Origin of the sequence: Capsulimonas corticalis (genome assembly GCF_003574315.2) — a bacterium.
Classification (GTDB): Bacteria; Armatimonadota; Armatimonadia; order Armatimonadales; family Capsulimonadaceae; genus Capsulimonas; species Capsulimonas corticalis.
Map to the genome: position 1 here is coordinate 5,184,210 of NZ_AP025739.1, position 24,575 is coordinate 5,208,784.

At 58.9% G+C, this 24,575-nt stretch carries 24 protein-coding genes; 11 read left to right on the plus strand and 13 right to left on the minus strand.

Going from position 1 to position 24,575, the window contains the following annotated elements; genetic code table 11:
- Positions 1-305 precede the first annotated feature (305 nt).
- The 3 genes from D5261_RS22200 to D5261_RS22210 all read left to right on the plus strand — a co-directional run bounded on the left by D5261_RS22200 (position 306) and on the right by D5261_RS22210 (position 4,520).
- Complete coding sequence (locus D5261_RS22200) at positions 306-1,574, plus strand: outer membrane beta-barrel protein (RefSeq protein ID WP_119321978.1); 1,269 nt, start codon at positions 306-308, stop codon at positions 1,572-1,574.
- Between the two features lie 79 nt (positions 1,575-1,653).
- A complete protein-coding gene (locus D5261_RS22205; RefSeq protein WP_119321977.1) occupies positions 1,654-3,285 on the plus strand; it encodes an ammonium transporter in 1,632 nt (543 codons plus the stop codon).
- Between the two features lie 416 nt (positions 3,286-3,701).
- Complete coding sequence (locus D5261_RS22210) at positions 3,702-4,520, plus strand: hypothetical protein (RefSeq protein WP_125206036.1); 819 nt, start codon at positions 3,702-3,704, stop codon at positions 4,518-4,520.
- A gap of 118 nt (positions 4,521-4,638) precedes the next feature.
- Here the strand turns inward: D5261_RS22210 and D5261_RS22215 are convergent, their stop codons facing one another.
- Positions 4,639-5,271, minus strand: coding sequence for a hypothetical protein (locus D5261_RS22215; RefSeq protein ID WP_119321974.1), 633 nt, complete (start codon positions 5,269-5,271; stop codon positions 4,639-4,641).
- Positions 5,272-5,621: 350 nt separating this feature from the next.
- Between D5261_RS22215 and radC the strand changes: the two genes are divergently transcribed.
- Both radC and D5261_RS22225 read left to right on the plus strand, forming a co-directional pair.
- Positions 5,622-6,311: a RadC family protein gene (gene radC / locus D5261_RS22220; protein WP_354673132.1), complete on the plus strand. Its 690-nt coding sequence runs from the start codon at positions 5,622-5,624 to the stop codon at positions 6,309-6,311.
- Between the two features lie 57 nt (positions 6,312-6,368).
- The gene (locus D5261_RS22225; protein WP_119321973.1) at positions 6,369-6,911 is read left to right on the plus strand and encodes a hypothetical protein; all 543 of its coding nucleotides are present in this window, start codon (positions 6,369-6,371) and stop codon (positions 6,909-6,911) included.
- Between the two features lie 23 nt (positions 6,912-6,934).
- On the opposite strand, the gene D5261_RS22230 is transcribed toward D5261_RS22225, so the two are convergent.
- From D5261_RS22230 to D5261_RS22245, 4 genes are all read right to left on the minus strand, one after another.
- Positions 6,935-7,435: a GNAT family N-acetyltransferase gene (locus D5261_RS22230; RefSeq protein WP_165864266.1), complete on the minus strand. Its 501-nt coding sequence runs from the start codon at positions 7,433-7,435 to the stop codon at positions 6,935-6,937.
- A 396-nt stretch (positions 7,436-7,831) separates the two neighbouring features.
- Entirely contained in the window at positions 7,832-8,104 is a 273-nt protein-coding gene (locus D5261_RS22235) for a hypothetical protein (RefSeq protein WP_119321971.1), read from the minus strand.
- Between the two features lie 327 nt (positions 8,105-8,431).
- On the minus strand, positions 8,432-8,947 hold the full coding sequence (locus D5261_RS22240; protein ID WP_119321970.1) for a DUF7638 domain-containing protein: 516 nt from the start codon (positions 8,945-8,947) through the stop codon (positions 8,432-8,434).
- A 173-nt stretch (positions 8,948-9,120) separates the two neighbouring features.
- Positions 9,121-9,702: a peroxiredoxin family protein gene (locus tag D5261_RS22245; protein WP_119321969.1), complete on the minus strand. Its 582-nt coding sequence runs from the start codon at positions 9,700-9,702 to the stop codon at positions 9,121-9,123.
- Positions 9,703-9,871: 169 nt separating this feature from the next.
- Here D5261_RS22245 and D5261_RS22250 point away from each other — a divergent pair, with 169 nt between their 5' ends.
- Positions 9,872-11,215: a hypothetical protein gene (locus D5261_RS22250; protein WP_119321968.1), complete on the plus strand. Its 1,344-nt coding sequence runs from the start codon at positions 9,872-9,874 to the stop codon at positions 11,213-11,215.
- 62 nt (positions 11,216-11,277) lie between these two features.
- Here the strand turns inward: D5261_RS22250 and D5261_RS22255 are convergent, their stop codons facing one another.
- The gene (locus D5261_RS22255; protein WP_165864265.1) at positions 11,278-12,321 is read right to left on the minus strand and encodes a LacI family DNA-binding transcriptional regulator; all 1,044 of its coding nucleotides are present in this window, start codon (positions 12,319-12,321) and stop codon (positions 11,278-11,280) included.
- A gap of 218 nt (positions 12,322-12,539) precedes the next feature.
- On the opposite strand from D5261_RS22255, the gene D5261_RS22260 reads away from it, so the two are divergent.
- From D5261_RS22260 to D5261_RS22270, 3 genes are all read left to right on the plus strand, one after another.
- The gene (locus tag D5261_RS22260) at positions 12,540-13,346 is read left to right on the plus strand and encodes a DUF1559 family PulG-like putative transporter (RefSeq protein WP_119321966.1); all 807 of its coding nucleotides are present in this window, start codon (positions 12,540-12,542) and stop codon (positions 13,344-13,346) included.
- Positions 13,347-13,372: 26 nt separating this feature from the next.
- Positions 13,373-13,588, plus strand: a complete 216-nt coding sequence (locus tag D5261_RS22265; RefSeq protein WP_119321965.1) for a hypothetical protein — start codon at positions 13,373-13,375, stop codon at positions 13,586-13,588.
- A gap of 69 nt (positions 13,589-13,657) precedes the next feature.
- Complete coding sequence (locus tag D5261_RS22270; protein WP_218025619.1) at positions 13,658-15,148, plus strand: glycoside hydrolase; 1,491 nt, start codon at positions 13,658-13,660, stop codon at positions 15,146-15,148.
- Positions 15,149-15,215: 67 nt separating this feature from the next.
- Here D5261_RS22270 and D5261_RS22275 read toward each other — a convergent pair whose 3' ends face one another.
- The 5 genes from D5261_RS22275 to D5261_RS22295 form a co-directional block, all read right to left on the minus strand.
- Entirely contained in the window at positions 15,216-16,355 is a 1,140-nt protein-coding gene (locus D5261_RS22275; RefSeq protein WP_119321963.1) for an aldose epimerase family protein, read from the minus strand.
- A 249-nt stretch (positions 16,356-16,604) separates the two neighbouring features.
- Positions 16,605-16,895: a hypothetical protein gene (locus D5261_RS22280; RefSeq protein WP_119321962.1), complete on the minus strand. Its 291-nt coding sequence runs from the start codon at positions 16,893-16,895 to the stop codon at positions 16,605-16,607.
- A 195-nt stretch (positions 16,896-17,090) separates the two neighbouring features.
- Positions 17,091-18,026, minus strand: a complete 936-nt coding sequence (locus D5261_RS22285) for a hypothetical protein (protein WP_125206035.1) — start codon at positions 18,024-18,026, stop codon at positions 17,091-17,093.
- Positions 18,027-18,148: 122 nt separating this feature from the next.
- Positions 18,149-19,399 carry a glycoside hydrolase family 99 protein gene (locus tag D5261_RS22290; protein ID WP_125206034.1) on the minus strand — a complete coding sequence of 417 codons (1,251 nt, stop codon included), beginning with the start codon at positions 19,397-19,399 and terminating at the stop codon, positions 18,149-18,151.
- A gap of 96 nt (positions 19,400-19,495) precedes the next feature.
- Positions 19,496-20,290, minus strand: a complete 795-nt coding sequence (locus D5261_RS22295) for a DUF1559 family PulG-like putative transporter (RefSeq protein ID WP_218025618.1) — start codon at positions 20,288-20,290, stop codon at positions 19,496-19,498.
- A gap of 302 nt (positions 20,291-20,592) precedes the next feature.
- On the opposite strand from D5261_RS22295, the gene D5261_RS22300 reads away from it, so the two are divergent.
- Positions 20,593-21,927 carry a substrate-binding domain-containing protein gene (locus D5261_RS22300; protein WP_119321959.1) on the plus strand — a complete coding sequence of 445 codons (1,335 nt, stop codon included), beginning with the start codon at positions 20,593-20,595 and terminating at the stop codon, positions 21,925-21,927.
- A gap of 133 nt (positions 21,928-22,060) precedes the next feature.
- Positions 22,061-23,353 (plus strand): TlpA disulfide reductase family protein, encoded by a 1,293-nt coding sequence (locus D5261_RS22305; RefSeq protein WP_119321958.1) that lies wholly within the window; start codon positions 22,061-22,063, stop codon positions 23,351-23,353.
- 150 nt (positions 23,354-23,503) lie between these two features.
- Here the strand turns inward: D5261_RS22305 and bcp are convergent, their stop codons facing one another.
- Positions 23,504-23,980, minus strand: coding sequence for a thioredoxin-dependent thiol peroxidase (bcp, locus tag D5261_RS22310; RefSeq protein WP_119321957.1), 477 nt, complete (start codon positions 23,978-23,980; stop codon positions 23,504-23,506).
- 36 nt (positions 23,981-24,016) lie between these two features.
- A complete protein-coding gene (locus D5261_RS22315) occupies positions 24,017-24,568 on the minus strand; it encodes a cob(I)yrinic acid a,c-diamide adenosyltransferase (RefSeq protein ID WP_119321956.1) in 552 nt (183 codons plus the stop codon).
- Between the last annotated feature and the right edge of the window lie 7 nt (positions 24,569-24,575).

Genomic DNA, 24,575 nt, shown 5'->3' on the forward strand with positions numbered 1-24,575 from the left:
CGCCGGGGAGACAACCAGAAAGGAGGTCTTACTGTGTGTGAGGCGGCCGCGCCGGCCGTGCCCACAACATCAGTTCCGTGACGAGCGTGGTCCTTATCGCGGAGCGCCAAGGAAGGCGTTCCCCGCTGGCGCATCGCCGCGTTCGTGTCCCCGTTCTTCCCTGAGACGGCGGCGCGCCGCGTCCTGGCCGGCCCTTATTCGACCCTGTCTCATTCGTGATCCGCTGCAAGTCCGGGTGGTCGCGCAACATAGCAAGAGTGTTAGACGCTCGATTATATTTCATTACGTCCCAGGAGGATTTGCACTTGCGTACGAACCTTATCGATCTGAAGAAGTTCTCGATGGCCGCCGCGATTTTGCTGGTTGGCGGCGCGTCGATCGCCCCCTCGATGGCGCAGACCCCGCCGACCGCGCCCCCGCCGGCTCCCGGCACCACCGCGCCTTCCCCCGAGCAGGCTCCGTCCGGAACCGCCACGCCGACGCCCGCCGCGCCGACGCCCGCGCCGAACTACGATATCCAGTACAACGGTTTGGTGGACGGCTACTTCCAGTATCAGTTCAATAACCCGAAGGACGCCACGACGCTCACCGGACGCACGTACGACGTTCGCCACCTGACTCCCGCGCTCGCCCTTGCTGAGCTCAACGTGTTCAAGAACGCGAAACCGGGCGGCTTTGGCTTCAAGACGACCCTGATCGCCGGCGACACCGCCGACATCAACCATGGCGGCCTGGGCGTGGGCGGAACCGGCGAAGGCCGCTTCAAGAACGTGCAGCAGGCTTACGGCACCTACGCCTTTGCCGGCGCAGGCGGCGGAATCGATTTCGGCAAGTTCTACACGCCGTTCGGTTATGAGGTTACGGAGAGCAATGCGAACTATAACTATTCGCGCTCCGATGTCTTCGCCCTTCTGCCGTTCTACCACTTCGGTGTCCGCGCTTATACTCCGTCGATCCATGGCCTGACCTTGACCGGTTATGTTGTCAGCACGCTGAACGACACCGCGACCGCCGGCGTTCAGGACAACAACAAGGAGCCAGCGTACATCGTTTCGCTGAACTACGCCGACCCTGCCGGCAAGTACTCGATCATCGAATCGGCCGGCTTCGGAAACGACAAGCCCGCCGGCGTGACGACGAAAACCGTCCTGAGCGATACGGACTTCACGTATAATATCTCGGCCGCGACCCTGGTCGGCCTGAATTACTTCTACGAGAAGTACAATCCGGACGGCGACAACAACGATCAGACGAACAACGGCTATGCGGTTTACTTCAAGCAGACCCTGACTCCGAAGACCGCCTTCGCCCTTCGCTATTCCGGCTTCGAGCAGAAGCAGGACATTCCTGGTCAGCTTATTCAGGACGCTGCGGCGACAACGCCCGCGACGACCACGACGTTCCGCCCGTGGGAAATCACCGCGACCTACGAGTACAAGGCCGCCGCGAACTTCCTGACCCGGTACGAGTATCGGCACGATCACGCGAACCAGAATGTCTTCGAGGATAGCGACGGCAATACGACCAAAAAAGAGCAGGACACCTTCTCGGTCTCCGGCGTCTTCACGTTCTAACTGGAACTGACCGTAGTTTCTGATCTCCGTCGGCGGACATGGATGGACGCCGGCGGAGATTTTTTATCAGGGGGACTTTATGCTTAGTCGCTTTACTGGACTGCGCGCCGCCTGCCGCGTACTGCTCCTTGCTCTCTTCCTCTGCTGCGCGCTCACCTTTGGCGGTTCTCTTCACTCAAGTTTTGCGCAGGTCGCCGGGGATCCTTCCGGCACCAAGACCGGCGCCGCGATCGACGCTACTACGGCGAACGGCCCGATCTTCAAAGATCAGGAAACCGTGGACTCGGTGCGCGCGAACGTTCCCACCATCGCCACTCTCGCGGATGGCGTCGGACACACTCGCGTCGCCGTCAATATCGTCTTTACTCTGCTGACGGGCTTTCTCGTGATGTTCATGCAGGCCGGATTCGCCATGGTGGAAACAGGTTTCTGCCGCGCGAAAAACGCCGCCCATGTCATGATGACGAACTTGATGATTTATCCGATCGGAGTCCTGGGATTCTGGATTTGCGGCTTCGCGATCATGTTCGGCAGTGTGGGAGCGGTTGGGTCTCTGGGCGGAACGCCCGCTCTGATCGGCGGCGAATTCAAAATCGGAGACGTCGGTCTCTGGGGCACACGCGGCTTGTTTCTTTCCGGCAACTTTTATGATGTCGGCGTGTTTACGCTTTTCCTTTTCGAAGTAGTATTCATGAGCGCGTCGGTCATTATTCCCACGGGAGCGATGGCGGAGCGCTGGAAGTTCAATTCGTTCATCGTCTACGGCTTTTTTGCATCCATGATCCTTTATCCGATCTACGGCCACCAGATTTGGGGTGGGGGATGGCTTTCGCAGCTCGGTCACCTTTATCACCTCGGGCACGGCGCGGTCGACTTCGCCGGTTCGGGAGTTGTGCATAGCATCGGCGGCTGGACGGCGCTTGCGGGCGCGCTTGTGCTCGGTCCGCGTATCGGCAAGTTTACGAACGGCAAGGCCAATCCGATGCCCGGCCACGACATTCCGATGGCGCTGCTGGGGACCTTTATCCTGGCGTTCGGCTGGTTCGGCTTCAATCCGGGCTCGACGCTTGGTATGGCGGGCGCCGGCGGCATGCGCGCGGCGATCATCGCCGTCAACACCATGCTGGCTTCGGCTTCCGGCGCGTTCGCGGCGCTTTTGATCTGGAAGGCCATGTTCAAGAAGCCCGACCCCGGCATGGCGGCGAACGGGATGCTGGCCGGTCTGGTCGCGATCACCGCGCCGTGCGCTTATGTGACCTCCGGTTTCGCCATTCTGATCGGCGCCATCGCCGGCGGCCTGGTTTGCTGGGGCGTCATCATGATCGAGAAGAACGGCATTGACGATCCGGTCGGCGCATTCTCCGTTCACGGAATCAACGGGATCTGGGGCGTGATGGCGGTCGGTCTGTTCGCCGACGGCACCTATGGCGACGGCCTTAACGGCGTCTCCGGCAACGTCACGGGACTGTTCTACGGTCACGGCGGCGGAGCGCAGTTCATGGCGCAGATGATCAGTATTGTGGTCTGCGGAGCATGGGCGTTCGGTATCTCGACGCTGTTCTTCAAGGTCCAAAACGCCCTGACGCCCGGCGGCATCCGCTCTCGCCGCGAGGACGAGATCGCCGGATTGGACATGCCGGAAATGGGCGCTTACGCTTATCCCGAGTTCCAGCTTCGCAGTGAAGTTCGGGAGTCGGCGCTGGTCGACTGATATTCCTCCCTCCTCTTCGAGATCCACGGGCTGAGAATCCCCTCTCAGCCCGACTTTTCATAATTGTTCGCCCAAACATATAGTTTTCCATCAAATTTGAGTATAATATTTGCAGCATCTTTTGATAGTAATTTCACTGCTCTGCGCCGTTGCAGCTTCTCTTTTATTCAATGTTCTGGAAACAGCGTCGTGTTCCGGACAACCCGCAGTCACTTGTACTCAGGCGATAGCATCGCAGGACACTGAGATTCGTGCTGCAATGCTTCGAGAGATCTGTGAGGCCGGAGGGATCAGAATTGCCTATCAGCGGAAGTTCGTATTACGACGATAACAAAGAAAACGCCCCTAAAAAGAAGCCGTTTTTCAGAGCATATTTAGACGCCTTGAAGGCCGGGAAGCAAGCCTTGGACGCCGCAGTGTCTGAAGCTCCCACGTCCTTCGCCCCGCCGCCCGCAGCGGCGCCTGTCGCTCCCATCGCAACCCCAGCCGCATCCACGCCGCCAGTCGTGGAGTACGCGCCTCCCGCGCCAGCGCCCATCGCTACAGCGCCGTCTCCTGTCGCGGCCGCGCCCGTGGCCGCCTTTGAGCCCGCGCCGCAGAGCCGCCCTGCGCGCCGTCCCGCCAAGCGCCGTCGGTCCTCGGAATCGACGGAGATCGCTCCGAGCGCGAACGCATCCATGGATGTCATGATGCAGCACATCCTGGAACTGGCGCAAAAGGTGGAAGCCGCCGCCAGTAAGGTGGAGGCGGTCGCGGACAAGGCCGAAGCGACGAACCGTCCGTCCGCGGAAGACGGCGTGATGGTTCCGACGCGCACGACCTTCTCGCGTCCCGCCCCGCAGTCCTCCAGCTCCCACACCGGCTCCGCCGACCCGGCGGAAGCGCCCATTGTCCCGCCGGTTGTCTCGGATCCCGGGTTTCGCGCGTCCGCAACCATCCCAATTGGACAGCCTCAGCGCCGCAGCGGCGCTCCGGAAACCATGGGGCGTGACAGTGCGTCGGGTCTGGTGACTTTGGAGCATGAGATGTCCATCCCCAAGGTTGCTCCGTTCATCCTGGAGGAGGCCCGAGACGCCATGCCCTCGCAATCGCTCCCGGAGCTTCGCCCCGTCGAGAGCGCCGCGCCGGAACTGCTGCTGACGAAAACCCAGGACGAACCGCGCCCGCAAGGCGCTCCGATCGTCCTGCGCTCGCAGAAATCCAAGGATCCGCGCGCGGTAAACGACGGCCGCTAAGAAACAAGCAGAAAAAGCATTCGTGCTCTGACAAGAGTGCGGCCGCCACTACGGCGGCCGCACTCTTGTCATTTGTGGTCTCGCGAAAGCAAAGCCATCGCCGATCAGTCTTTTGAAGCTATGCCCGCCGAGTCTTCTTGCGCGCCCTCAACGCCAGGATACCCAGGACAAACGCGCCAACACCGAAGACCGCGCCCTGGGAAGCTTCCGGGACTGGCTTTAGCTGCTTCACATTGATCTGATATTCCCCCGTGTTGTCGCTAAATCCACCGTCGCTTACTCCGAAGTGAAGCTGTTCTGGAATTGACAGACCCGTGTTCAGAATAAATTGATAGTCGTGAAGTGGATTGTAAGGCGGCAAGGCTCCGACAATGAAATTGGCGGCGTTCCGGCTGGTGTTGAAGATCACAAGCGGCTGTGAATCAAAGGCCAATTGATAGTTGCCGAAATCATGCCCGTTCGCCGGGCTGCCCGCGAATTGCCCTGTGTAGAGATAGAAGGCGTCGTTGTAATCCGTCCCATAGGACTGACCGACTCCTTTGACGTCCAGGAGGACATATCCGCTGTACGCCTTATTGGTCACCCCTCCATCCGGCTGGGTGAACGTTGCCGTCAAGTTTTCCTGCGGCAGCGATGGGCCATAGTTAATCCCACCAATATGGTATTGAGCGTGGGCGGGCCGGCAAGTCAAGCCGAGACTCACCATCATCGCAACTCCAACAAGAGTCGTCGTCTTGTGCACTGCTCGCATGTACTTGTTTTCCTTTCCGGAACGATGAACGAGGCAGAAAAATCTTGCTTCGCCCATTGTAGCACGGACGCGACTACCGGTCAAAGCGACGGCCGTTAAGTTGCTGTAAAAGGACGTTTTTGTGCTACGATAGCGGTATGTCTGAAAGCGAACAGGATCCCGCAAATCGCGTGAAACAGGCCCGGCCGCTGCTCTGGTCTCCATCCCCCGAACCGGAGACGACTGCTCCGGCCGCGATGGCTCCTCCACCCAAAAACCGGGCGCGCTCGGCTCCCGCCACCGCGCTCACTCTTATCTCCGGCAACGCGAATCCCGCGTCCGCTGAAGACGCTGAGGCGCCGGCGCTTTCGATCAATCGCTACAGCCCAACCATCAAAGAATTGCCGACGGACGAGCGGCCCCGGGAACGACTGGCGAAGTACGGCGCGCATGCATTGTCCACCGCCGAACTGATCGGCGTTCTGATCCGCACCGGCAACGCCGAGCGGAGCGCGGTCTCTCTGGGCGAGTTTCTCCTCGCGGAATTCGGCAACGTCAAGGGCATCGCGAGCGCCACGCTCGACCAGCTCGCCTCCGTCAAGGGCCTGGGGCTCGCCAAAGCCGCCGAAATCCAGGCCGCGATCGAGTTCGGCCATCGCCTCGCTCTCTTCTCCGACGACGACCGTCCCGCGATTGCCGGCCCGCAAGATGTCGCCAACCTGATCATGCCCGAGCTGCGTTACATCAAGAAAGAAACGCTTAAGAGTCTGCTCTTGGATACGAAGAACCGTGTGCTGGGCATCAAAACGGTCTCCATCGGCGACCTTTCCTCTTCGATCGTGCATCCTCGGGAAGTTTTTAAGGACGCGGTGACGTCCTCTGCCGCAAGCATTATTGTCGCGCATAACCATCCGTCCGGAGACCCCACGCCGAGCCGCGAGGATATTACGGTCACGAAGCGCTTGATGGAGGCGGGAGAGATCATGGGGATTGAACTGCTGGACCACATCGTCATTGGCGATGGCTGCTTTGTGAGCTTAAAAGAGAAGGGACTGATTTGATTGAGACGTTCGTCTCATCGCCGTTCGGCTTATGGGATACCAGGGAGACACTCCATCATGACCGCAATCTGCGTTCGCGGAATTCTTGTCGCCTCGATATTAGGGTTTTGCCTTACGCCAGCCGGCGCCGCCATCGCCGCGCCTCACGCAAGACCGGCGCGTACGCCAGCGCCGAAGCAATACGAACAAATCCAAATTGCCGCGTTTGACTTCTACCTTAAGCAGTTCAATGACGCAGGGCCTCAATATTTGTCCGTGGCCGCTCATCGCGGCTGTTATGACCCCAGCGGGCCGGTGATCGAGAGCATCCACAGGTTTTTCACGGCGGCAAAGAAGCAATCTCAGATGGGGACGGATGCGCGGAACATTCTTAAGCATCATCCACGGCAGACGGCGCCCATTATTTATCCCGGTGTCTCGATCTCAATGACGCAAATGCGAAGAAATGGGCCGGACAGAGCGGATGTCACGATGTATTCCAAATACAACCCAATGGGCGACAGTGACTATGGCGCTGGAGAAGAAGTCCTGCTGCATCTGGTTCGATCCAGAGGGCAATGGTCGGTCATGAGCAAGCAACAATTGTCAGAAGCGGGATAGGGGAAACGCGCATCACACTCGATTTATGACAGCGGCTTCTCGTAGCAGTAGAACGGAAGCTCTCTGCCCCGATATGACATCTCGCCGACAGAGATGTAGCCGCGTTTGAGCAAAAACGCCTGCATCGCTGTATTTGTGGAATAGGTGTCGACGCGCAGGTGATCGTGCCCTGAGTGGCGAGCGAGGTCGCAAATGCTTTGCTCCAGAAACGACGCGACGCCCGCGCCTCTCCGCGCCGTGCTGACGGCGAGGCGGTGGACGACCAGCGGCGGCGTATTGCGACTCCAGTTCAGGCCGGCGTATCCATCGGGCTGTACTTCGTCCACCGTGACGAACGCCGTTACTTCTCCTTCAAAATCCACCACATAGAGCGCTTCGCTGGCGACGTCCTGCTGGAAGCGCGCCCGGTCCGGATACTGAGCGTCCCACTGGAGGTTGCCGTAACGCTGCATCTCGACCACGGTCTCGGCGACGATGCTCATGACCGATTCGAGGTCCTCCGTCATGGCTTTACGAAACTGCATATCTCTGTTCTCCCGTCCTATTATACTTGATTGGGAATGGTAGAAAATTGGGAGAAGCGACGTCCCACGCGGAGGGGGCGCATGAGCGTGGGACATCGGGAGCGAATTACGGGGTGGCTTGACTGTCGACTTGCGTTTTGCGGAGGTGCGCCTTGTTCCAGACGAGGCGCGAAGCATGTCGAATGACAGTGTTCCAGACCTCAAGTTTTCCGGTGTGGAAAGAAATCGCGAAGGGATTTTGAGAAAGAGGGATTTAACGAACAAATGGTCGGAACAAATGGGGATCACGCGGCGTCCTACTTGATGTGATCTCCTTATCTTTCCATCCCCGCAGTGGTGGAGGCCGCCGGCGCTAGGGCTTGTCCGGCGGCTCTTTTTTGAATTATTCCAGCGAGATTACGCCTTCGCGGGCTCGGCCGGTTTTGCGGCGGCCTCAGCGGCTTTCGCGGCTTCGGCGGCCTTCTTTTCTTCTTCGGCCTGCTTAGCGGCGGCTTCCGCCGCCAGGATCTTCGACACTTCCCCGCTCAGCAGGTCCTTCGCGGACTTCAGCTCGGCGGGGCTATCTCCCACAATGCGCTCCAGAACACGTCCGGTTTTCCCCGAAATTATGTACAGGCTCGGAATGTGCGAGATGCCCCAGCTGCGCGTCTGATAGAAATCGTAGTCCACCAGCAGGGAAACCTTGTCGATGCCGTTGGTTTCGGCGAACTGCTTGAGCGCGTCGCGATCTTCGCTCGCTACTCCCAGGGCAGCCTACTTACTCGCCTCGATTTCACCGGTCCACTCCCGAACGGCTTTCAGACGTTCACCGACGCAGCCGTGTCGAGGGAGAAGAAAACGACAGCCAGCAGACCCTTAGGGCGCAGCTTCGCGGTATAGACATATCCGCACTTCCAGTGCGCCCCGCTGGTGCGTTCTAGATAGCCAGAGCCTCCAGGCCTAAGAACCGCCCGCACAGAGTCATGCCTACTGTCGTTCCGATAACCAGGCTTACGACTAGTCGGAGTTTTTTTCATCGAGAATACGTTTGTATTCCCAATCTTTTGAGTCCATATCACCCAGGAATAGGCGCATATGCTTCGGCACCGCCTCATAAGCTGTTCGCAAACGCTCACGATTACTTTCCGTTGGGTCCTGTTTATATTGACGAAGCGCCTCGCCACAGAAATGAGCAGAAGTGGGTTTTTTATTCAAGGAAAGGATTTCGTCAGCCACCTGTTTGACAAACTCAACTTCCTCCACTCCTGCTTTGACATCCGTAGCCGTGAAATTAAGAGATTCCATCATAGAGACACGCGCTCCTTCCGGTAAACGTGTTCTCACCCAGCCGCTACGTATTTTCTCCTGGAACCCCTCAAAGTCTACAAATCCCCAGCAGTCAATCATGCCGTCTTTATAGATTTTGATTTCTGTTACGAAAAAATGCCTACCATTTTTTATGAAGGCTTGGAGATATGTCCCTGGCACTGACTCTCCGTCAACTTCGCGTTGTATCGTTTTGGAAAATGACATTCTATTATTGACAACGGGAGTCGATACCTCGGGACTCGCCCGGTACCGTTATTTGTCCTAAAGCGCCTTCAGTCGCAACTCTGAAGCACGCACCACAGTTAGCGCTCGCTTGAGCAGTCTCACCAATCGCAGTCTCCTTCTCAATACTTCGGGGCTTGCCCCGGGGCAGTTTATTATGCCTTCGCGGGCTCGGCGGGTTTAGCTGCGGCTTCAGCGGCTTTCGCGGCGGCTTCGGCGGCCTTCTTTTCTTCTTCCGCTTGCTTGGCAGCGGCTTCCGCCGCCAGGATCTTCGACACTTCCCCGCTCAGCAGGTCCTTCGCGGACTTCAGCTCGGCGGGGCTATCTCCCACAATGCGCTCCAGAACACGTCCGGTTTTCCCCGAAATAATGTACAGGCTCGGAATGTGCGAGATGCCCCAGCTGCGCGTCTGATAGAAATCGTAGTCCACCAGCAGGGAAACCTTGTCGATGCCGTTGGTTTCGGCGAACTGCTTGATCGCCTCGCGGTCGCCGGTCGCGACGCCGACGGCCGACCATTTGCTCGCCTCAATTTCGCCGGTCCACTCCTGAACGGCCTTCAGCACGTTGACGGACGCGGCGGTTTCGGGGGAGAAGAAAACGACAGCCAGCAGGCCCTTGGGGCGAAGCTTGGCGGTGTAGATATAACCGCCCTTAATGTCGCAGAGGCCGAAATCCGAGACGATCTTCCCAGCTCCGGTGGATGATCCCCCATAATATCTATTCGTGACCGGCATATCTGATGCACTCTCCTACAAATCGAGTTGTCGCTCTGGACGTTTTACCGCGCTATTTTACCCGAAATTCGCCAGGATCGCACGCTTACGTGTTTCCTCCAGATGTGGAGGCTCCTTCGATTGTTTCCATGATATAATCATGTAAACCTTGTGTAAGACGGAGTTTTTTATGCTGGATTCGATATTTGGACCGATCGCTCATTCGGGCGCCGAACCGCAGCCGCTGGCGTATGTCGTTCTCTTCGAATCCTCGATCGCGCTGAATGTGGATGATTTTCGCAGGCATCTGCGGGCTTATGATCCCGAAACTCAGTTCGCGGAAGTCGAAAGCCTCGATGCGCCCGCAGACTCGGGAACGTTCGCCGGCCGTGTGAAGTGGGGAGTTCACGCTGTCGATATGGTCGGCTTCGATGCGCCGGCGCCGAAGTCTGTACTGGACCGGTGTCTTCCTCCCGCGCATTACGGCGAGCCGTTAAAGCGTCAGGCGTACGCGCACAAGGCGAATATGCTCTTGATTCACCGAGGCCCCGAGGTCGATCCGATGAGCCGGTGCGTGGCTCTGGCCGCGATCGCCGGCGTTCTCGAACTCATGGGCGCCATTGTCGTTTTGAGTGAAGCCGCGCAAACATCGCTTCCCGCCGGCGTCTTCAGCCCAAGAAGCGTCGCCGCTTCTCGGGTAGAGCATTTGCGCCGCCTGCCAATTCCGCTCTTTTATGTCGGCTGCGTCAAGTACAACCTCCCGAACACGCCGAAAATATGGATGCGGACCTATGGCGCCGACTTCTTCGGGGCGCCGGACCTTGCGATGCTGACGGCGGGCCACGGCGTGGCTCAGCAGACGATGGATCGATTCGACGCCATCCTCGGCTATATGATCGGTCAAAAGACGGTCGTGCAGGATGGACATACGATGCAGGTAGGCCAGGAGAACCTGCGTTTCCGCAAGCCGGCGGCGTCGGATCCGCAGGATGGGAGCGACGGTCCTTTTCTGGTGGTGGAGACGATCGCGGCCAGCGAAATCAATCGGCCGGCGGATCGTGTTACGTCGCGTGAGCTGACGATCCAGGAACTGACGAACATGCGGTCCGTGGCGCAGCGGGCGATCCTGGGGTTTACTGAGGTGACGCTGGGCAGCCCGCCGGAAAGCATCGTGCGGGCGATCGATCAGGAAGTTCGGCGGGTCCGTAAGCAGCAAAGCAGCTTGCTGGGAAAGCTGATGGACCGGAGCCCTAAGGTCGATCCGGCGGCGATGGCGATCGGGATCGGCGCGTTGTGGGGAGATCAGCTTGTCAGCCGGTTCCGCTGGGAGTGGGCGCATGTCACACGCGCCGGCAAGCGCGGTTTCGCGGTCGCCTCGCCGGACCGATCGATCGCGATCTATCCGAGTGATTATCTGCGCCGCTGTTTATCCTCACCGGATCTCGAATGCGCGGTGGCGTCGTCTTTTCAGCGGATCGCCTCCGGCAGCGTTCCCCACGTTGCGCCAAACAGTTATTTCGACATACTTGCCTGAAGCCCACGCCGCCGCTGGATAGTCTTAGGGGAATCTTCCATTCGATGGAAACGCGAATTCCGTTATGAGATTCGCGCCAGGGTCGTGCCTGCGGGGGTGATGATGACCGGAAGCTCCTGGCAGATCGGCGCTTCCGTCAATCCATTGATCTGACGGTGCAGCAGCGTCACGGCGGCGTCCGCCAATCCCGCGATATTTACCTCCACGGAGGAAAGGACATGGCGCGCCTGCGCCGGCCATCGCAATCCATCGTATCCGATCAGCGACAGCTGATCCGGCACCACGATCCCCATCCGCTCACAGTGCTCCAAAACTTGATAGCCCAGACGGTCGTGCCAGCAGAACAGCGCGGTGGGCGGTGTTGGCTCGGCCATCAGAAAACGCAGCGCCTTCGCGGCGTCGTCGTACTGGTTGTCGTCGGTGTGGATGATCCAGCGATCGGAGATGGGAACGCCCCGGTCCGCGAGCAGCTGGCGCAGCAGTCCAATGCGCAGATCGGCGTCGCGATTGCCGCCCGGCACGTTGCCGAGCGCCGCGATCCGTTTGTGCCCAAGCGCCACGAGCTGATCCGCGAGCTGTGTCAGGCCGCCGACGTGGTCTTCCTTGACACACGAAAGCGCGCCGCTGGTGTCCACGCTGTTCACCAGCACGGTGGGAAGGCGCGACGTGCGCAGGTAAGGCAGGAGCGGATCGTCCGGCTCGGCCGCGAACATCAAAACCCCATCGCATCGTCCGCCGTTCAAATGCCGGTAAGTCTCCTCCACCGAACGCTCGAAAACACAGTAGATAAGAATATCATATCCCAGCCGCCCGCCGGCCTGTTCGATGGCCGTGGTCAAACGGTCCATGTAGAGGTCATTATGGCTGCGCGTGCGGAACCCGTTGAAAAACGACAGCGTATGCGTGCGCCCCTGCTGCAAGGACTGTACGAGCAGGTTGGGGGAGTAGTCCAGATCGGCCGCGACTTTGCGAACGCGCGCCACGACATCGTCGGAAAGCCGCCGCTGCTTGGCCTTGTCGCTGAGCACCAGCGACGCCGTGCTGACGGAAACGCCGGCCTGCGTCGCGATGTCGCTGAGGGTGGGCCGGCCGGACGATTTATACATTCTTTTTTGCATGGGCGGTGTGCTCAACTATTTGACCTTTCATTCATTCTAACAAACGTTGCTGTCACTGTCAAGGGCGGATACCGCAAAAACGCGAGAAAATCGTTTTGAAAAATATCTTGCTCAAGTACTTGACAGGTTCTCGAAGCTATGATAACATTGGTCATTGCTCAAGTACTTGATCTTATACGAAACACATTTACCAAGGAGAGTTGATAATGAGTACAATCGCCCCTCGCTCCGCACAAAAAGGTTTTACCTTGATCGAACTTCTCGTTGTCATCGCTATTATTGCGATACTTGCCTCCATTCTTTTTCCAGTTTTCGCGAAAGTCCGGGAAAAGGCGCGCCAGACCAGCTGCGCGTCCAATCTTAAGCAGATCGGACTAGGTATTATGCAGTACACCCAGGACAACGATGAAGTCAATCCCTATGCCTACGGGAATGATACACATCCAGATAGCTCATGGTGCGCGCAGATTATGCCCTATGTCAAAAGCGTCGGTGTATTTTCCTGTCCTGACGATACCTACAGCCGGGGCGCAGAGGATCGGGACGCGAACGCCAATCTGATTACCGGGCAGGCGCCGCAAACTACATCCTACAGCATCACGCTTGCCCCCGGTAACAATAATGGCGATTGGTTCGGAGACTGGAGCTTTTCAAGAACAAAGCTTGCGGGCATTACGTCGCCCGCAACCACGATTGCACTTTCGGAACGCTGGAATGCCTATCACTTTATCAAAGTCGGATGGGCGCAGGATAACTGGTGCGATGATGGTGAATACTTGCACGGACAAAACGGTGGTCCGGCGGGAGCGACTGGACACAGCGGCGGCTCGAATTATGCGTTCTGCGACGGACATGTGAAGTGGATGCGCTACGAACAGACCATCCAGCAGCAGGGCAGCGAGAAGCTTGCCACCGATCCGAGCTACGCCAGCTGGCTCAATAAGTGCCCTCAGTCAACAACGAACTCCGCGCCCGCGCCGTACTTCGGTATGTGGACGACGAAACAAGACTAGCGTAAACGCGAAAGAAAGGCGCCGCAATGAAAAAAGAGATCAGCCCGCTGGTGGTGATTGGCGCGATCGTCGTGATTATCGGCTTTGTCGGGTATTTTGGCTGGCGGGCGGTAAGCCCGGCGCAGCCGCCCGCCGGCAGCTACACGCCCGGCGTGCCGCCCTGGCTTGACAAAAGCTCGGCGAATTACGGTAAACCGACCGGCGCTCCTGTCCCGCCCGGGACAAGCTCGCCTCGAGGTTAACAGCTCAGAACAAATGAGAATGTCCGGCGATGCAAATCGCCGGCTTCTTTATTATGTATGGAGGCAAAGATGCTTCGATCCGCAGGCGCATTACGATTGGGGGCGGCCGTGCTGCTGGCGAGTGTGTGGGCTCCGATGGCCGCGCGCGCCGATTATACGACGACGGTCAATCCCGCCACAAGCTGGGGAACGTGGAGGGGCTGGGGGAGTTCTCTCGCCTGGTGGGCGAACCAATTTGGGACCCGCGACGATATGGCGAACGTGCTGTATACCACGAATACCGTGGCGTTCACCAGCAACCAGGGTACGCAGTCGCTTCCGGGGCTCGGATTCAATGTCGTACGCTACAATGTCGGCGGCACGGGGACGCAGCCGATCAATGTGGGCGGGAGCGTGGCGACGCCCAATAATCCGTCGACGCTGCCGGCGTTCAAAATGATTCCCACCTACTGGCTGGATTGGGCCAGCTCCAGCCCAACTTCGTCCAGCTGGAACTGGACCGTCGATTCCAATCAGCGGAACATGATGTGGAAGGCCCGCGATCGCGGCGTGAATGTCTTTGAGCTGTTCTCCAACTCCCCGCCCTGGTGGATGTGCATCAACTCCAGCACGACGGGCAGTAATAGCGGCAGCGGCGACAATCTCCAATCCTGGAATTATCAGTCGTTCGCGGTCTATATGGCGACGGTCGCAAAGTACTCCCACGACAACTGGGGCGTGACCTTTACCTCCGTCGAGCCGTTCAATGAATCCAGTTCGAGCTGGTGGAAGTATCCTGGCAACCAGGAGGGCTGCCACTTCGATATGTCCACGCAGAACGCCGTGATCGGTTATCTGCGCACGGAGATGAACAATCGCGGTCTTAACGCCACGCCGATCTCGGCGTCCGACGAGAACACCGTCGATGGCGAGATCTCATCCTGGAATGCGCTCACAACGGCGTCAAAATCCAGCGTCGGCCAGATCAACACGCACGGCTATCAGGGCGGCGGCGGAAACCGGTCCGGTCTGTACAGCACGGCCAAGACCGCCGGCAAGGAACTGTGGAACTCGGAGTACGGCGAGGGCGACGCCACCGGCATGTCGCTGGCGAGCAATCTCAACCTGGACATGCGCTGGCTGCACCCACGTGTCTGGTGCTACTGGCAGCCGTTCGACAGCGGCGGCTGGGGCCTGATCCAGTCCAACCCCGGCGATAACTGGGTCGGCTTCGCCAATCCGAAGTATTACGTGCTAGCGCAGTACACTCGCCATATCCGTCCCGGCATGACCCTGATTGACGGCGGCGAGGGCAACACCGTGGCGGCGTACGACGCCGCCAATCACCGATTGGTGCTGGTGACCACGAACTATGGGACGGCGCAGTGGATCAACTATGACCTGTCGAAATACAGTACGGTGAATGGAAACGCCGGAGGCGGAGTCGACCGCTGGGCAACCCAGACCAGCGGCGGCGATATGTACGCTTATCACGCCGACACCACGCTGAGCGGCAAGAAATTCTGGTCCTGGTTTCCTACCAATACCGTCCAGACGTTTGTCGTGAACAATATTTACTGAGAAGACTTACCCGTAAAAAACGGCCCTCCGAGAATTCTCGGAGGGCCGTTTTTTAGTGCGCCGTAAATTACCGCGTGGAGAACTTGAAGATCGTCGTATACCGATAGACCTGACCGGGCTTCAGCTTGGTGGTCGGGTACTTCGGCTGGTTCGGGGAGTCGGGATAGTGCTGGGTTTCCAGAGCGAAGCCGTAGTGCTTCTTGTAAACTTTGCCGCCCTTGCCGCTGAACGTACCGTCCAGGAAGTTGCCGGTGTAGAGCTGGATGCCGGGCTGGTCGGTGAATACGGATAGGACACGGCCGGATTGGGGCGAATAAGCGCGCGCCGCCAGGATCATCTGGTGGCCGGGCTGGTTCAGCACGAAGTTATGGTCGTATCCGGCGCCGTTCTTGAGCTGCTGGTTGTCCTTGTCGATCCGCGCGCCGATTGGTGTCGCCTTGCGGAAATCGAACGGGGTGCCGGCGACGCGAGCGAGCGGTCCGAGCGGGATAGAGGTCTTGTCGATCGGCGTATAGCGATCGGCGTTCAGCATCATGGTTTGGCCCAGAATGTCGCCATTGCCCGCGCCGTTCAGGTTCCAGTAGGAATGGTTCGTCAGGTTGACGATCGTGTCCTTGCTGGTGGTCGCCGTGTAATCGATCTTCAGCGCGTTATCGTCGGACAGCGTGTAAACGGCCTTCACCGTCAGCGCGCCGGGAAAGTTCTCATCTCCGTCCGGGCTAACTAGCGTGAGCGCGAGGCCGACGCCGCCGGCGCGGTGCAGCGGCTTCGCGGTCCAGATCTTCTTGTCGAATCCGATTTTGCCGCCGTGCAGGTGATTGACGCCATTGTTCACCGCGAGCTGGTACGTTTTGCCGTCGAGCGTGAAGCGGCCCTTGGCGATCCGGTTCGCATACCGGCCGACAAGAGCGCCGAAGTACGGGCCAGGGTTCTTGACATATCCCGACACGCTGTCGAAGCCCAGGGCGATATCGCCGAAATTGCCGCGACGGTCCGGCGTCTTGACGGAGGTCAGAATGCCGCCATAGTTGGTGATTGTGACTTGCACGCCGTTCTTATTCGTGAGCGTGTAAAGGCTGACGGCCTTCCCGCCGGGAGCGGTTCCGAAGGACTTCTGGGTGATGGTGTCACGCGAGGCGGCGCACGCTCCGCCGGCCAATGCGGCGACGAGGGCGAGGCTGTAGAACGATTGTGCGACTGTCTTCATGGTTGAGCAATGTTCTCCTGAATACGCGGCGGCGCGTTATGTCGCTCCAAACGCTTCACTGGTTTTGAGAATCGAAACCTGTGTATGACGATGGAAGCAATCCTTGCGATCTATTGTACACTCAAGAGAAGGTTTTGTCGATGGAAGAACCAGGCATTTTTACGAGGGCGGCGTCAATTATACGGACAAATGCCGGCGCGCCGGTGGGCGGCCGCGAACACGCCGGCATGGGAGAAGACGGGGAGGGGATCAGGTTTCGCTGGTGTCGCCAAGATGAGAGCGCTTGAGGGCGGCGGCTTCCCGCAGATAAGTCGCCGCGCGGATGTGCGCGAGACCGGTGGCGTCGGCTTCCCGCGCGAGGTCCTCCAGGTAGGCGGCCGTGTGATGAGACAGATCGCCGCTGCGCGAAAGCTCAAGCAGCGCGACGGGATTGCAATGCCGGTAAGCTTCCGCGGCTCCCAGCAGAAGATCACGGACGCGCCAGCCGACGTCTTCAGCGTCGCGGTCGACATGATCGAACGTCGTTTGTTCCTCAGCCATAAGTTGTTCCTGGTTCATTCTTGGTTCGTGTGCGTTCTTGGGAGAATCGCTTCTCTCCTCATTTCATTGTGGCATATTTGAGCCCTGACTTTAGATGTTAATTTCTGAAATTTGTCCCACAAGAAAAATGAAATCGCGCCCGACGGGCGTCTAACCCATCGGACGCGATTTCGTCGATCTTTTATCTCGAGCGGGTTATCGACCGTTCGATGTCGCTCCATAGTAAGCGGCTGCATTATTGGGATAGTTTGACGCGCCAAGCACGATCAATCCGCTGCCGTTGTTATAGGCGCTGGGATATGAGTAAGGATAGGGCGCGTTTGGATAGTTCGCGTTGCCGCCCTGGGCTCCCGTCGCATTCGCTGCGTTAGCGGCCGCGCCGTTTGCCCCCGTTTGGGCGGAGGCTTGCTTTTGTGCGGCGAGCATCGCTTGCTGCTCCTGTTCGGCTTTCTTGCGGGCGTCCTCGGCTTCGCGGGCGAGCATCGCGTCCCGCGCCGGATTATCGTAGAAGATCTTCGACATCTGGAGAATGGGCGAACCGGAGGCGGTATGGCCGACGATCCGCTGATCGGCCGCGAGCTGTGACCCACGTGGCGTCAGCACATACATGGTTTTCCAGGACGTATGCGTTTGCGCCGCGATCTCGTTCATCGCCTGGGCGATGGTCAGACCGGGCGCGGAAAGCGTGACGGAGCCTTGGATATCCCCGGCGACCTGCGCCACGGCGTCATCGGCGTCCGCGATCCGCGCAATGGCGTCGCCGGCGCTCAGCGATGTCTTGGAGAAGGGGACGCGCGCCGTGGAATCGATCAGCGCATGCTGGGGCGCGTCGCCTTCGCTTTTTGTCACGACGTAGATTTTGGTGAAGGTCGCTCCCAGCGCGTTCGCGAGGGTATTGACGGCGTCCAGGCGAGCGCCGGGACCATCGGCGTTGACGACGCTGAAAGTGACGAGCTGCCGGCGAATGCCGCTCAGCCGGATATCGACGCCATACTGGGCGCCGACCTCGCGTGCGGCGACCGCTCCGCGTTCGGAATTGATATTGAGCGAACTCGCCGCAAACGCCGTCGATCCGAGACCGATGGACATCGCCGTAAACAATAGACAAGAAATCGATTGGCGCTTTTTCATGGCTCCCGCCTTTCACTGCAAAAGTGTGTCATGGTGCGGACGCCGAACTTTGGTTCATTCGGCGTCTCTTGTGAATACACTTTACAGCGGCAACGTGAAGCTGGGATGAAGCCGATCGCCGTCTATTGATAGTGCGCGAGAAGCTTCCGGGCCTGCGCCGTCCGACCGGAGGCCATTAGCGGGAAGAAGGCGGCCAATTTCTGGTATGCCGCCGGCTGCTTCTGATAGCGCTTGCGCAGCAGGTACCATTGCACGGGCAGCCGCAGATCCTGCGCCGAGTAGGACGCCGCCGACGGGGCGTACTTTCGGCGCAGCCGCTGCGTCGTTTCCAAATCGCGATAACCGAACTCGACCGACGGCTCGATCTGAGTGCCCTCGCCCCAGTCGTTCCAGGTAATGAGCTGCACCATGGGCGCGGCGCTTTTGAGCGCGCGCTCCAGGGTGTCGGCATAGGAAGCGCCGCCACGATCGTCGATATGTCCCCAGGACGGGCCGACGCCGGCTTCGTGATAGATATCGTCAAATCGGGGATAAGCGGCGGGGATAAACGCCGGCCAGGCGCCCGCGCGCTGGTAGAAGCTGTCCATCTCCCGCTTTGCCCCGGCGGTTCCGCCGCCGGGCGCGGGCCAGTCAAAGCCGCCCTGGGACGCGGTCGGCATTCTCCGGTCGTTCTCGGTGATGTAGAGCGGCTGGGCCGGAAGCGCCGAGAAGATCTGACGCCACTGCGCGTCGTGATAGTAGGGATCTCCGAAGGACAGCAAGACGGGTCGGCCATTTTGCTTGACATACGCCGGTGAGGAAAAATACGCGCTCTGCATCCATCGCATCAGATCCTGTCCGTGCGCGACGACGTCTTCCGCTCGCAGCTTGCCGCCCTTGATCTCGTTCGGTACGGTTTGCGTTTCGTAACAGATCGCATAGCGCAGGCCCGCGCGCCGCGCGACGGCGGCGAACTGCTCGGTATTGCGGTTGGTCGCCGCGTAATCGTAGTAATCGTCGCGCCCATACCAGTCGACGATAACCCCGTCGATCCCCGCCGCTTTCATCAAGAGCGCCTGGCATTGCAAAAGATCGGGATCGCTGGAATCGTAGAGACCGACGAGCGGGCGATACTTCGACGCCGCCTCCGGACGCCCTCCGGTCACGCGCTGCGGGTCGAAGTGGTTCATGGTCCAGTGCCACCCCCACGAGCCGCTGAAATCCTTGCTCTGATACCAGGGCATGTAGTGCGCCAGCAGGAGCCGGCCGCTTTTTGCCGGCGTCCGCCCCGGTTTTGGCGCCGCATGCGCGCCAACCGCCTCCAAGCTCAGCCAGAGCGCGGCGGCTGCGAGAATCGCGAACGCGCTGTTTCTTTTGATAAGTCCCGCCGTCATGGCCAATGGATTCCATTTCTGAATATGCGCCAAACAGCCGCGCCTTCCGAGAAAGCGCGGCTGTTTGCAAGTGCTCGCTGCGTGTGTGGGATCTGTTTAGTTGGGAGTACCGAATTGGTAGGCGCCCTTGACGTAAATGTTCTTATACCAGTTGATGGATCCTTTTCGCATGGCTTTGACATGGCCGTCGGAGAACAGGAAATTGCTCATATCCGTGTGCCGATAGCGGGGCATCATGGAGCAGCCGTTCCAGTTGCTCCAGCCCGGCGCCGCGCTCATGTTCGCGGAATAGTCGCAATCGTGATCCGACGTGACATCCAGATGCGGGCTATAGGCATAATCATTGGCGGCGGTTCCGCCGCCGTTTGTCCAGTTGCCCTCCCAGGTTTGGAACTGGAGCCAGCTGGAATTGCCGTCATTCTGGCCTTTTTCCGCAACGATCACAGTGTCGGCCGGAGCATCGAGCACGGAGATGCCCTGTACGGTGGCCGTACCGATGTAAGGCTGCCCGTCGCGGAAGAGATCGTAGTTGGCGCCGTAGGTCGCGGGCTGATCGGCCGCGGTCGATGGGCAATGCCAGATGCCGCCGGCGCCGCTGTAATGTCCGCTGCCGGTGTAAATCTGGCCATTCTTGATATAGGGGCTCACGGCGTCAAACCAGCGAACTTCCTGTCCGGCGCCGTCGTTGTAGTGCAGCATCGGGAACATCTCATCGTAATCCTGATTGTACTGCAATATTCCAAGGCCGATCTGTTTTTCATTGGAAGCGCAGGTGATTTGCCGAGCCTTTTCGCGCGCCTTGGCGAAGACTGGGAAAAGGATAGCGGCAAGGATTGCGATGATTGCGATCACAACGAGAAGTTCGATCAACGTAAAGCCTGTTCGTTTCATGTGCATAAGACCTTTCCTACTCGAAGCTATTGGGTTGGATGTGAACTGCGTTTCTCTTTTTCGAGAGCGCCTTGCTCTGGATGGATACTACTGTATCGATATTGCTAATATCAATATACCATGGCTTGTTCTGCGTGTCAATAGTATATTTGCAATAAATTTATTCTTTACCGAAGCGCGGATTCCGATCGTGATGGGAATTGCGAATATCCCGGCGATTTCGTTGACAATCGGCAATACACGTGTTATACTCAACTTATAGATACAGTTGTATTGCTTATGAAAATTGGCGAATAAATATTATGGCGAATCCTTCCGCGACTCAATCCAATAAGAAAACCCCTTCGGTACGTGTCCCTGCGTACCAGCGAATTGAAGAGGATATCCGGACGAAGATCAAGGACGGGCGTCTGCCGGCGGGTTCGATGCTCGCCAACCGCCATAACCTCGCGCGGGAATACGGGGTCGCCTTGTCTACCGCGCAGCAGGCGATCGCGAAGCTCACTGCGGACGGCGTGCTGGTGACCTACGACCGGCGCGGCACGTTTGTTTCACACCCCGCGCCGGCGGAGAGCAACGGCGCCGGTCCTGAGAATGGAGCGGCGCCGGCGGTCCCAATCGCGGAGAAACGGATTGCCCGCGTACAGGAGCCGTTTTACGATTCGGCGATGCTGTCAGGCAAACCCGCTTCCATGACGCTGGGCATCGTGACCGCGTCGCGCATCGATACGATGAGCTATAGCGATATTGAGATCTTCTGGTCCTGTCTCGCGATCCGCGCTCTGGAGCAGGTTTTCTCGGAGGCGGGCGGCGCCACGCGTTACTATCATTGGCGCGGCGAAAATCAGGAAACGTGTCCGCAAGGTCTTCCCGAAGACTACGCCGCATCGATCCACAACGGCATCGCCGCCGTGCGCGCCGACGGCGCCGACGCCATCGCGGTCGTCGGCTTCTGCGACGCCCCCAATGTTTCGGACGAGATCGTGCGCGCCGTCGATATCGAGAACGTGCCTCTGGTTTATATCTCCTGGCACGAAGTCCAGCCGCCGCTCGCTCAAGTCTTCTACGACAACAGCTTCGCCGGCTATCAGGCCGCCCAGCATCTGCTGCGCCAGGGATATCAGCGCCTGATCTTCATGGTCCCATTCGCCGACGCATGGATCACCGACCGCATTCAAGGCGCGCGTACGGCGATCCGCCACGCCGGTCTTCCGGAAGAGACCCTGCGGTTATATTCTCCTGAATCGACAACCCTGGAGCCGTACGACCGCCCGATCGCGCCGACACGGATGTACGATCTCTCCCAGTCGTTCTTCACCAAGGAGTGGGAGCCGCTGCGCCGAGGCCCGGAGCCCTATGGCGTGATCGCGCCCAACGACGACACCGCCTTCACCGTCATGGACGTCGCCGCCGAGCATGGATGGACCCCAGGGCGCGACTTCGGCCTGGTCGGCTTCGACGACGACCCACGCTCCTGCGCGCGCGGCCTGACCACCGTCCGCCCCCCGATTGAAGCCATGGGCGAAGAAGCCGGCCGGCTCCTGCTGCGCGCCCTGCAAGGCGACAAAAACGGCCAATCCGTCCGCCTGCGCTCGCATCTCATTCCGCGCGCGTCCACATCGCTGGGAACGAAATAGCAGAGATTTATCGGCCAAACATACGAATTTCTACCTTCTTTGGATAAAAGCTCGGTCGGGCGCAACCTGACCGGGCTTTTCGTGTCACAGTGTATGTCACAATAAACCAAGCACTTCGTTCTGGAGGCAAATCATGGCTTATCTCTCTCAATCCAACACCGCGAGGCGTGGATTCCTTATGGCGGCGCTTCAGCTGTCGGCTCTGCCTGTCATCGTTGCATCGGCGCAGCCTCGCACCTGGGCGGCGGACAATGCAAAATCCGCCGCCGCAGTCGCGAACACGGCGCAGGCGAAAGCACTGCTTGCATCCACGGTATCCAAGATTGGAGCGGCAAAGACAATCAAATTCACGAGTGTTGTGACGCTGACCGGTATTGGCGCGTCCCATACCTCACCCATAACTGTGGAAGTTATCAAGCAGCAGCCTGAACAGTTCTCCTATCGTTTACTCGATTCCGGAAAAGAGATCGGCAAAATCATCTCTTCTCTGAACGGCGGATATGTCTACGATCCCGTAGGCAACCGATACAGTAACATTGAAAAAGGAGAGCTGATGACTGGCTTGACTGTCATGCCGCCGGACAAAAGGCTCGGTATTGCCGTACTTTCGCATTTACTCATGGGCAGCCACCCATTTTCAGACCAGATGTTTATCGGCGGGACTTCCCCCAGCAAAGTCAGTTCCTATTCCGGCCAATTAAATGGACAGCCGATAAATCACATCATTGAAGTGTATCCTGACGGCAAAGGCGCTACGACAATTCACACGTATGTGAACCAGCAGACCGGACTGCCCGATCGTTTCTCTGTTGATACAAAGTCCGTAGGTCAGCATATCACTCTGCAAATTGATTTCAGCGGCTTCCAATTGGGGGATACGCCGCTTCCTGATACAACGTTTTCGATGACTCCTCCCGCGACGGCCACGGTATATACGCCGCCGAAGGACCAGGAGTCCGCAGAACCACCCATCCTCCCTACAGGAACCGTGGCTCCAAACTTCGCGGTTCAAGACGTCAAGGGCAAAACCGCGCACCTTGCAGATTTCGCGGGCAAAGTCGTCGTGCTTGACTTCTGGTCTACGTGGTGCGGCCCTTGCCAGGCTTCTCTCCCGGCCACGGATAAGCTGGCGAAGAAGTACAAAAGCAAGGACGTCGTGTTCATGCCGGTCTGCTCCTGGGATGACAAGTCGGCGTTCACGCCATGGGTCAAACAGCGCAAGAGCTGGACGATGACGTTCTACTTCGATCCGGCGGGGCGCGGCGCGAAGAACATCGCGTCCGAGCTTTACAAAGTCTCGGGCATTCCCACACAGTTCGTGATCGGTAAGGACGGCAAGGTCGCGGTCGGGTTCGTTGGCTACGACGGCGCCGAAGGAGAAAAGAATCTCTCTGCGGCGATTGATAAGGCGCTCGCAGGATCTTAGAAATCACCTTGCTCGTTCTAACATTCTAATCAAACACATCGGATATCGCCGCCGCAGACGCGCCTCCGGCGACACCCTAGGATTTGAAATCCGCTCCGTATCCGAATCACAACAGCCCGCTCGATATCGAGCGGGCTGTTGTGATTACTCTTAGAGCGTCTTCAAAAACTCCAGGACTTTCTCGGCGTGCTGGTCCACTTTGACTCTCGGGTAGATCTTCACGATCTTGCCTTCTTTGTCGATCACGAATGTCGTGCGCTCGATGCCCATATACGTCTTTCCGTAATTCGTCTTCTCTTTCCAAACACCATACTCTTCGGCGATGGCGTGGTCGGGATCGGCGACGAGCGGGAAGGGGAGCGTGAACTTTTCGGAAAACTTCTGATGGGATTTCGTGTCATCGGGGCTCACTCCCAGGATCACGGCGCCGACGGCTTCGTAGTCGGGGCGATGGTCGCGGAAGCCGCACGCCTGGGTGGTGCAGCCGGGCGTGTCGTCCTTGGGATAGAAGTAAACGACGACGTTCTTACCGAGATACTCAGACAGCGAGACGGTAACTTCGCCCTCACGAGTGACGGCGGGAGCGGTAAATAGGGGCGCGGCGGCTCCCACGACGATTTCGGACATGGTGTGTCTCCTTCGATGAGTGCGTGCGATGCTGGCTTATGGGCGCGCGGGGCGCTCCCAGATTGGCTCGGCGACGCCGGCGCGATGGTTTGCGAGGCGAGCAAGAACAAAGAGGTGATCGCTGAGGCGGTTGAGATAGCGCTGGAGTTCATCACTGATCGACTCCTGCGCCGCCAGTGTCGTGACCAGCCGCTCCGCGCGGCGGCTGACGGCGCGGGCGACATGCAGCTGCGCGCCGCCGGGCGAGCCGCCCGGCAGGATGAAGTTCCGCAGCGGCTCCAGCTCCGTTTCAAACGCATCGATCTCCGCCTCCAGCCGCTCCGTGGCGTCGTTCTGAATGCGCGGAACCGTGTCGCCGCGTTCTTGCGGCGTTGCGAGGTCGGCGCCGACCTCGAACAGCTCGCCCTGGATCCGCAGAATTACGGCCCGGATTTGCGCGTCGTCGATCAGCGGCAGCGCGGCGCCGAGAAACGCATTGCACTCGTCCACCGTGCCATACGCCGACACGCGCAGCGCATCCTTGGACACGCGCTGGCCGCCATACAAACTCGTCTCCCCGGCGTCGCCGGTTTTTGTGTAGATTTTCATAAATTTC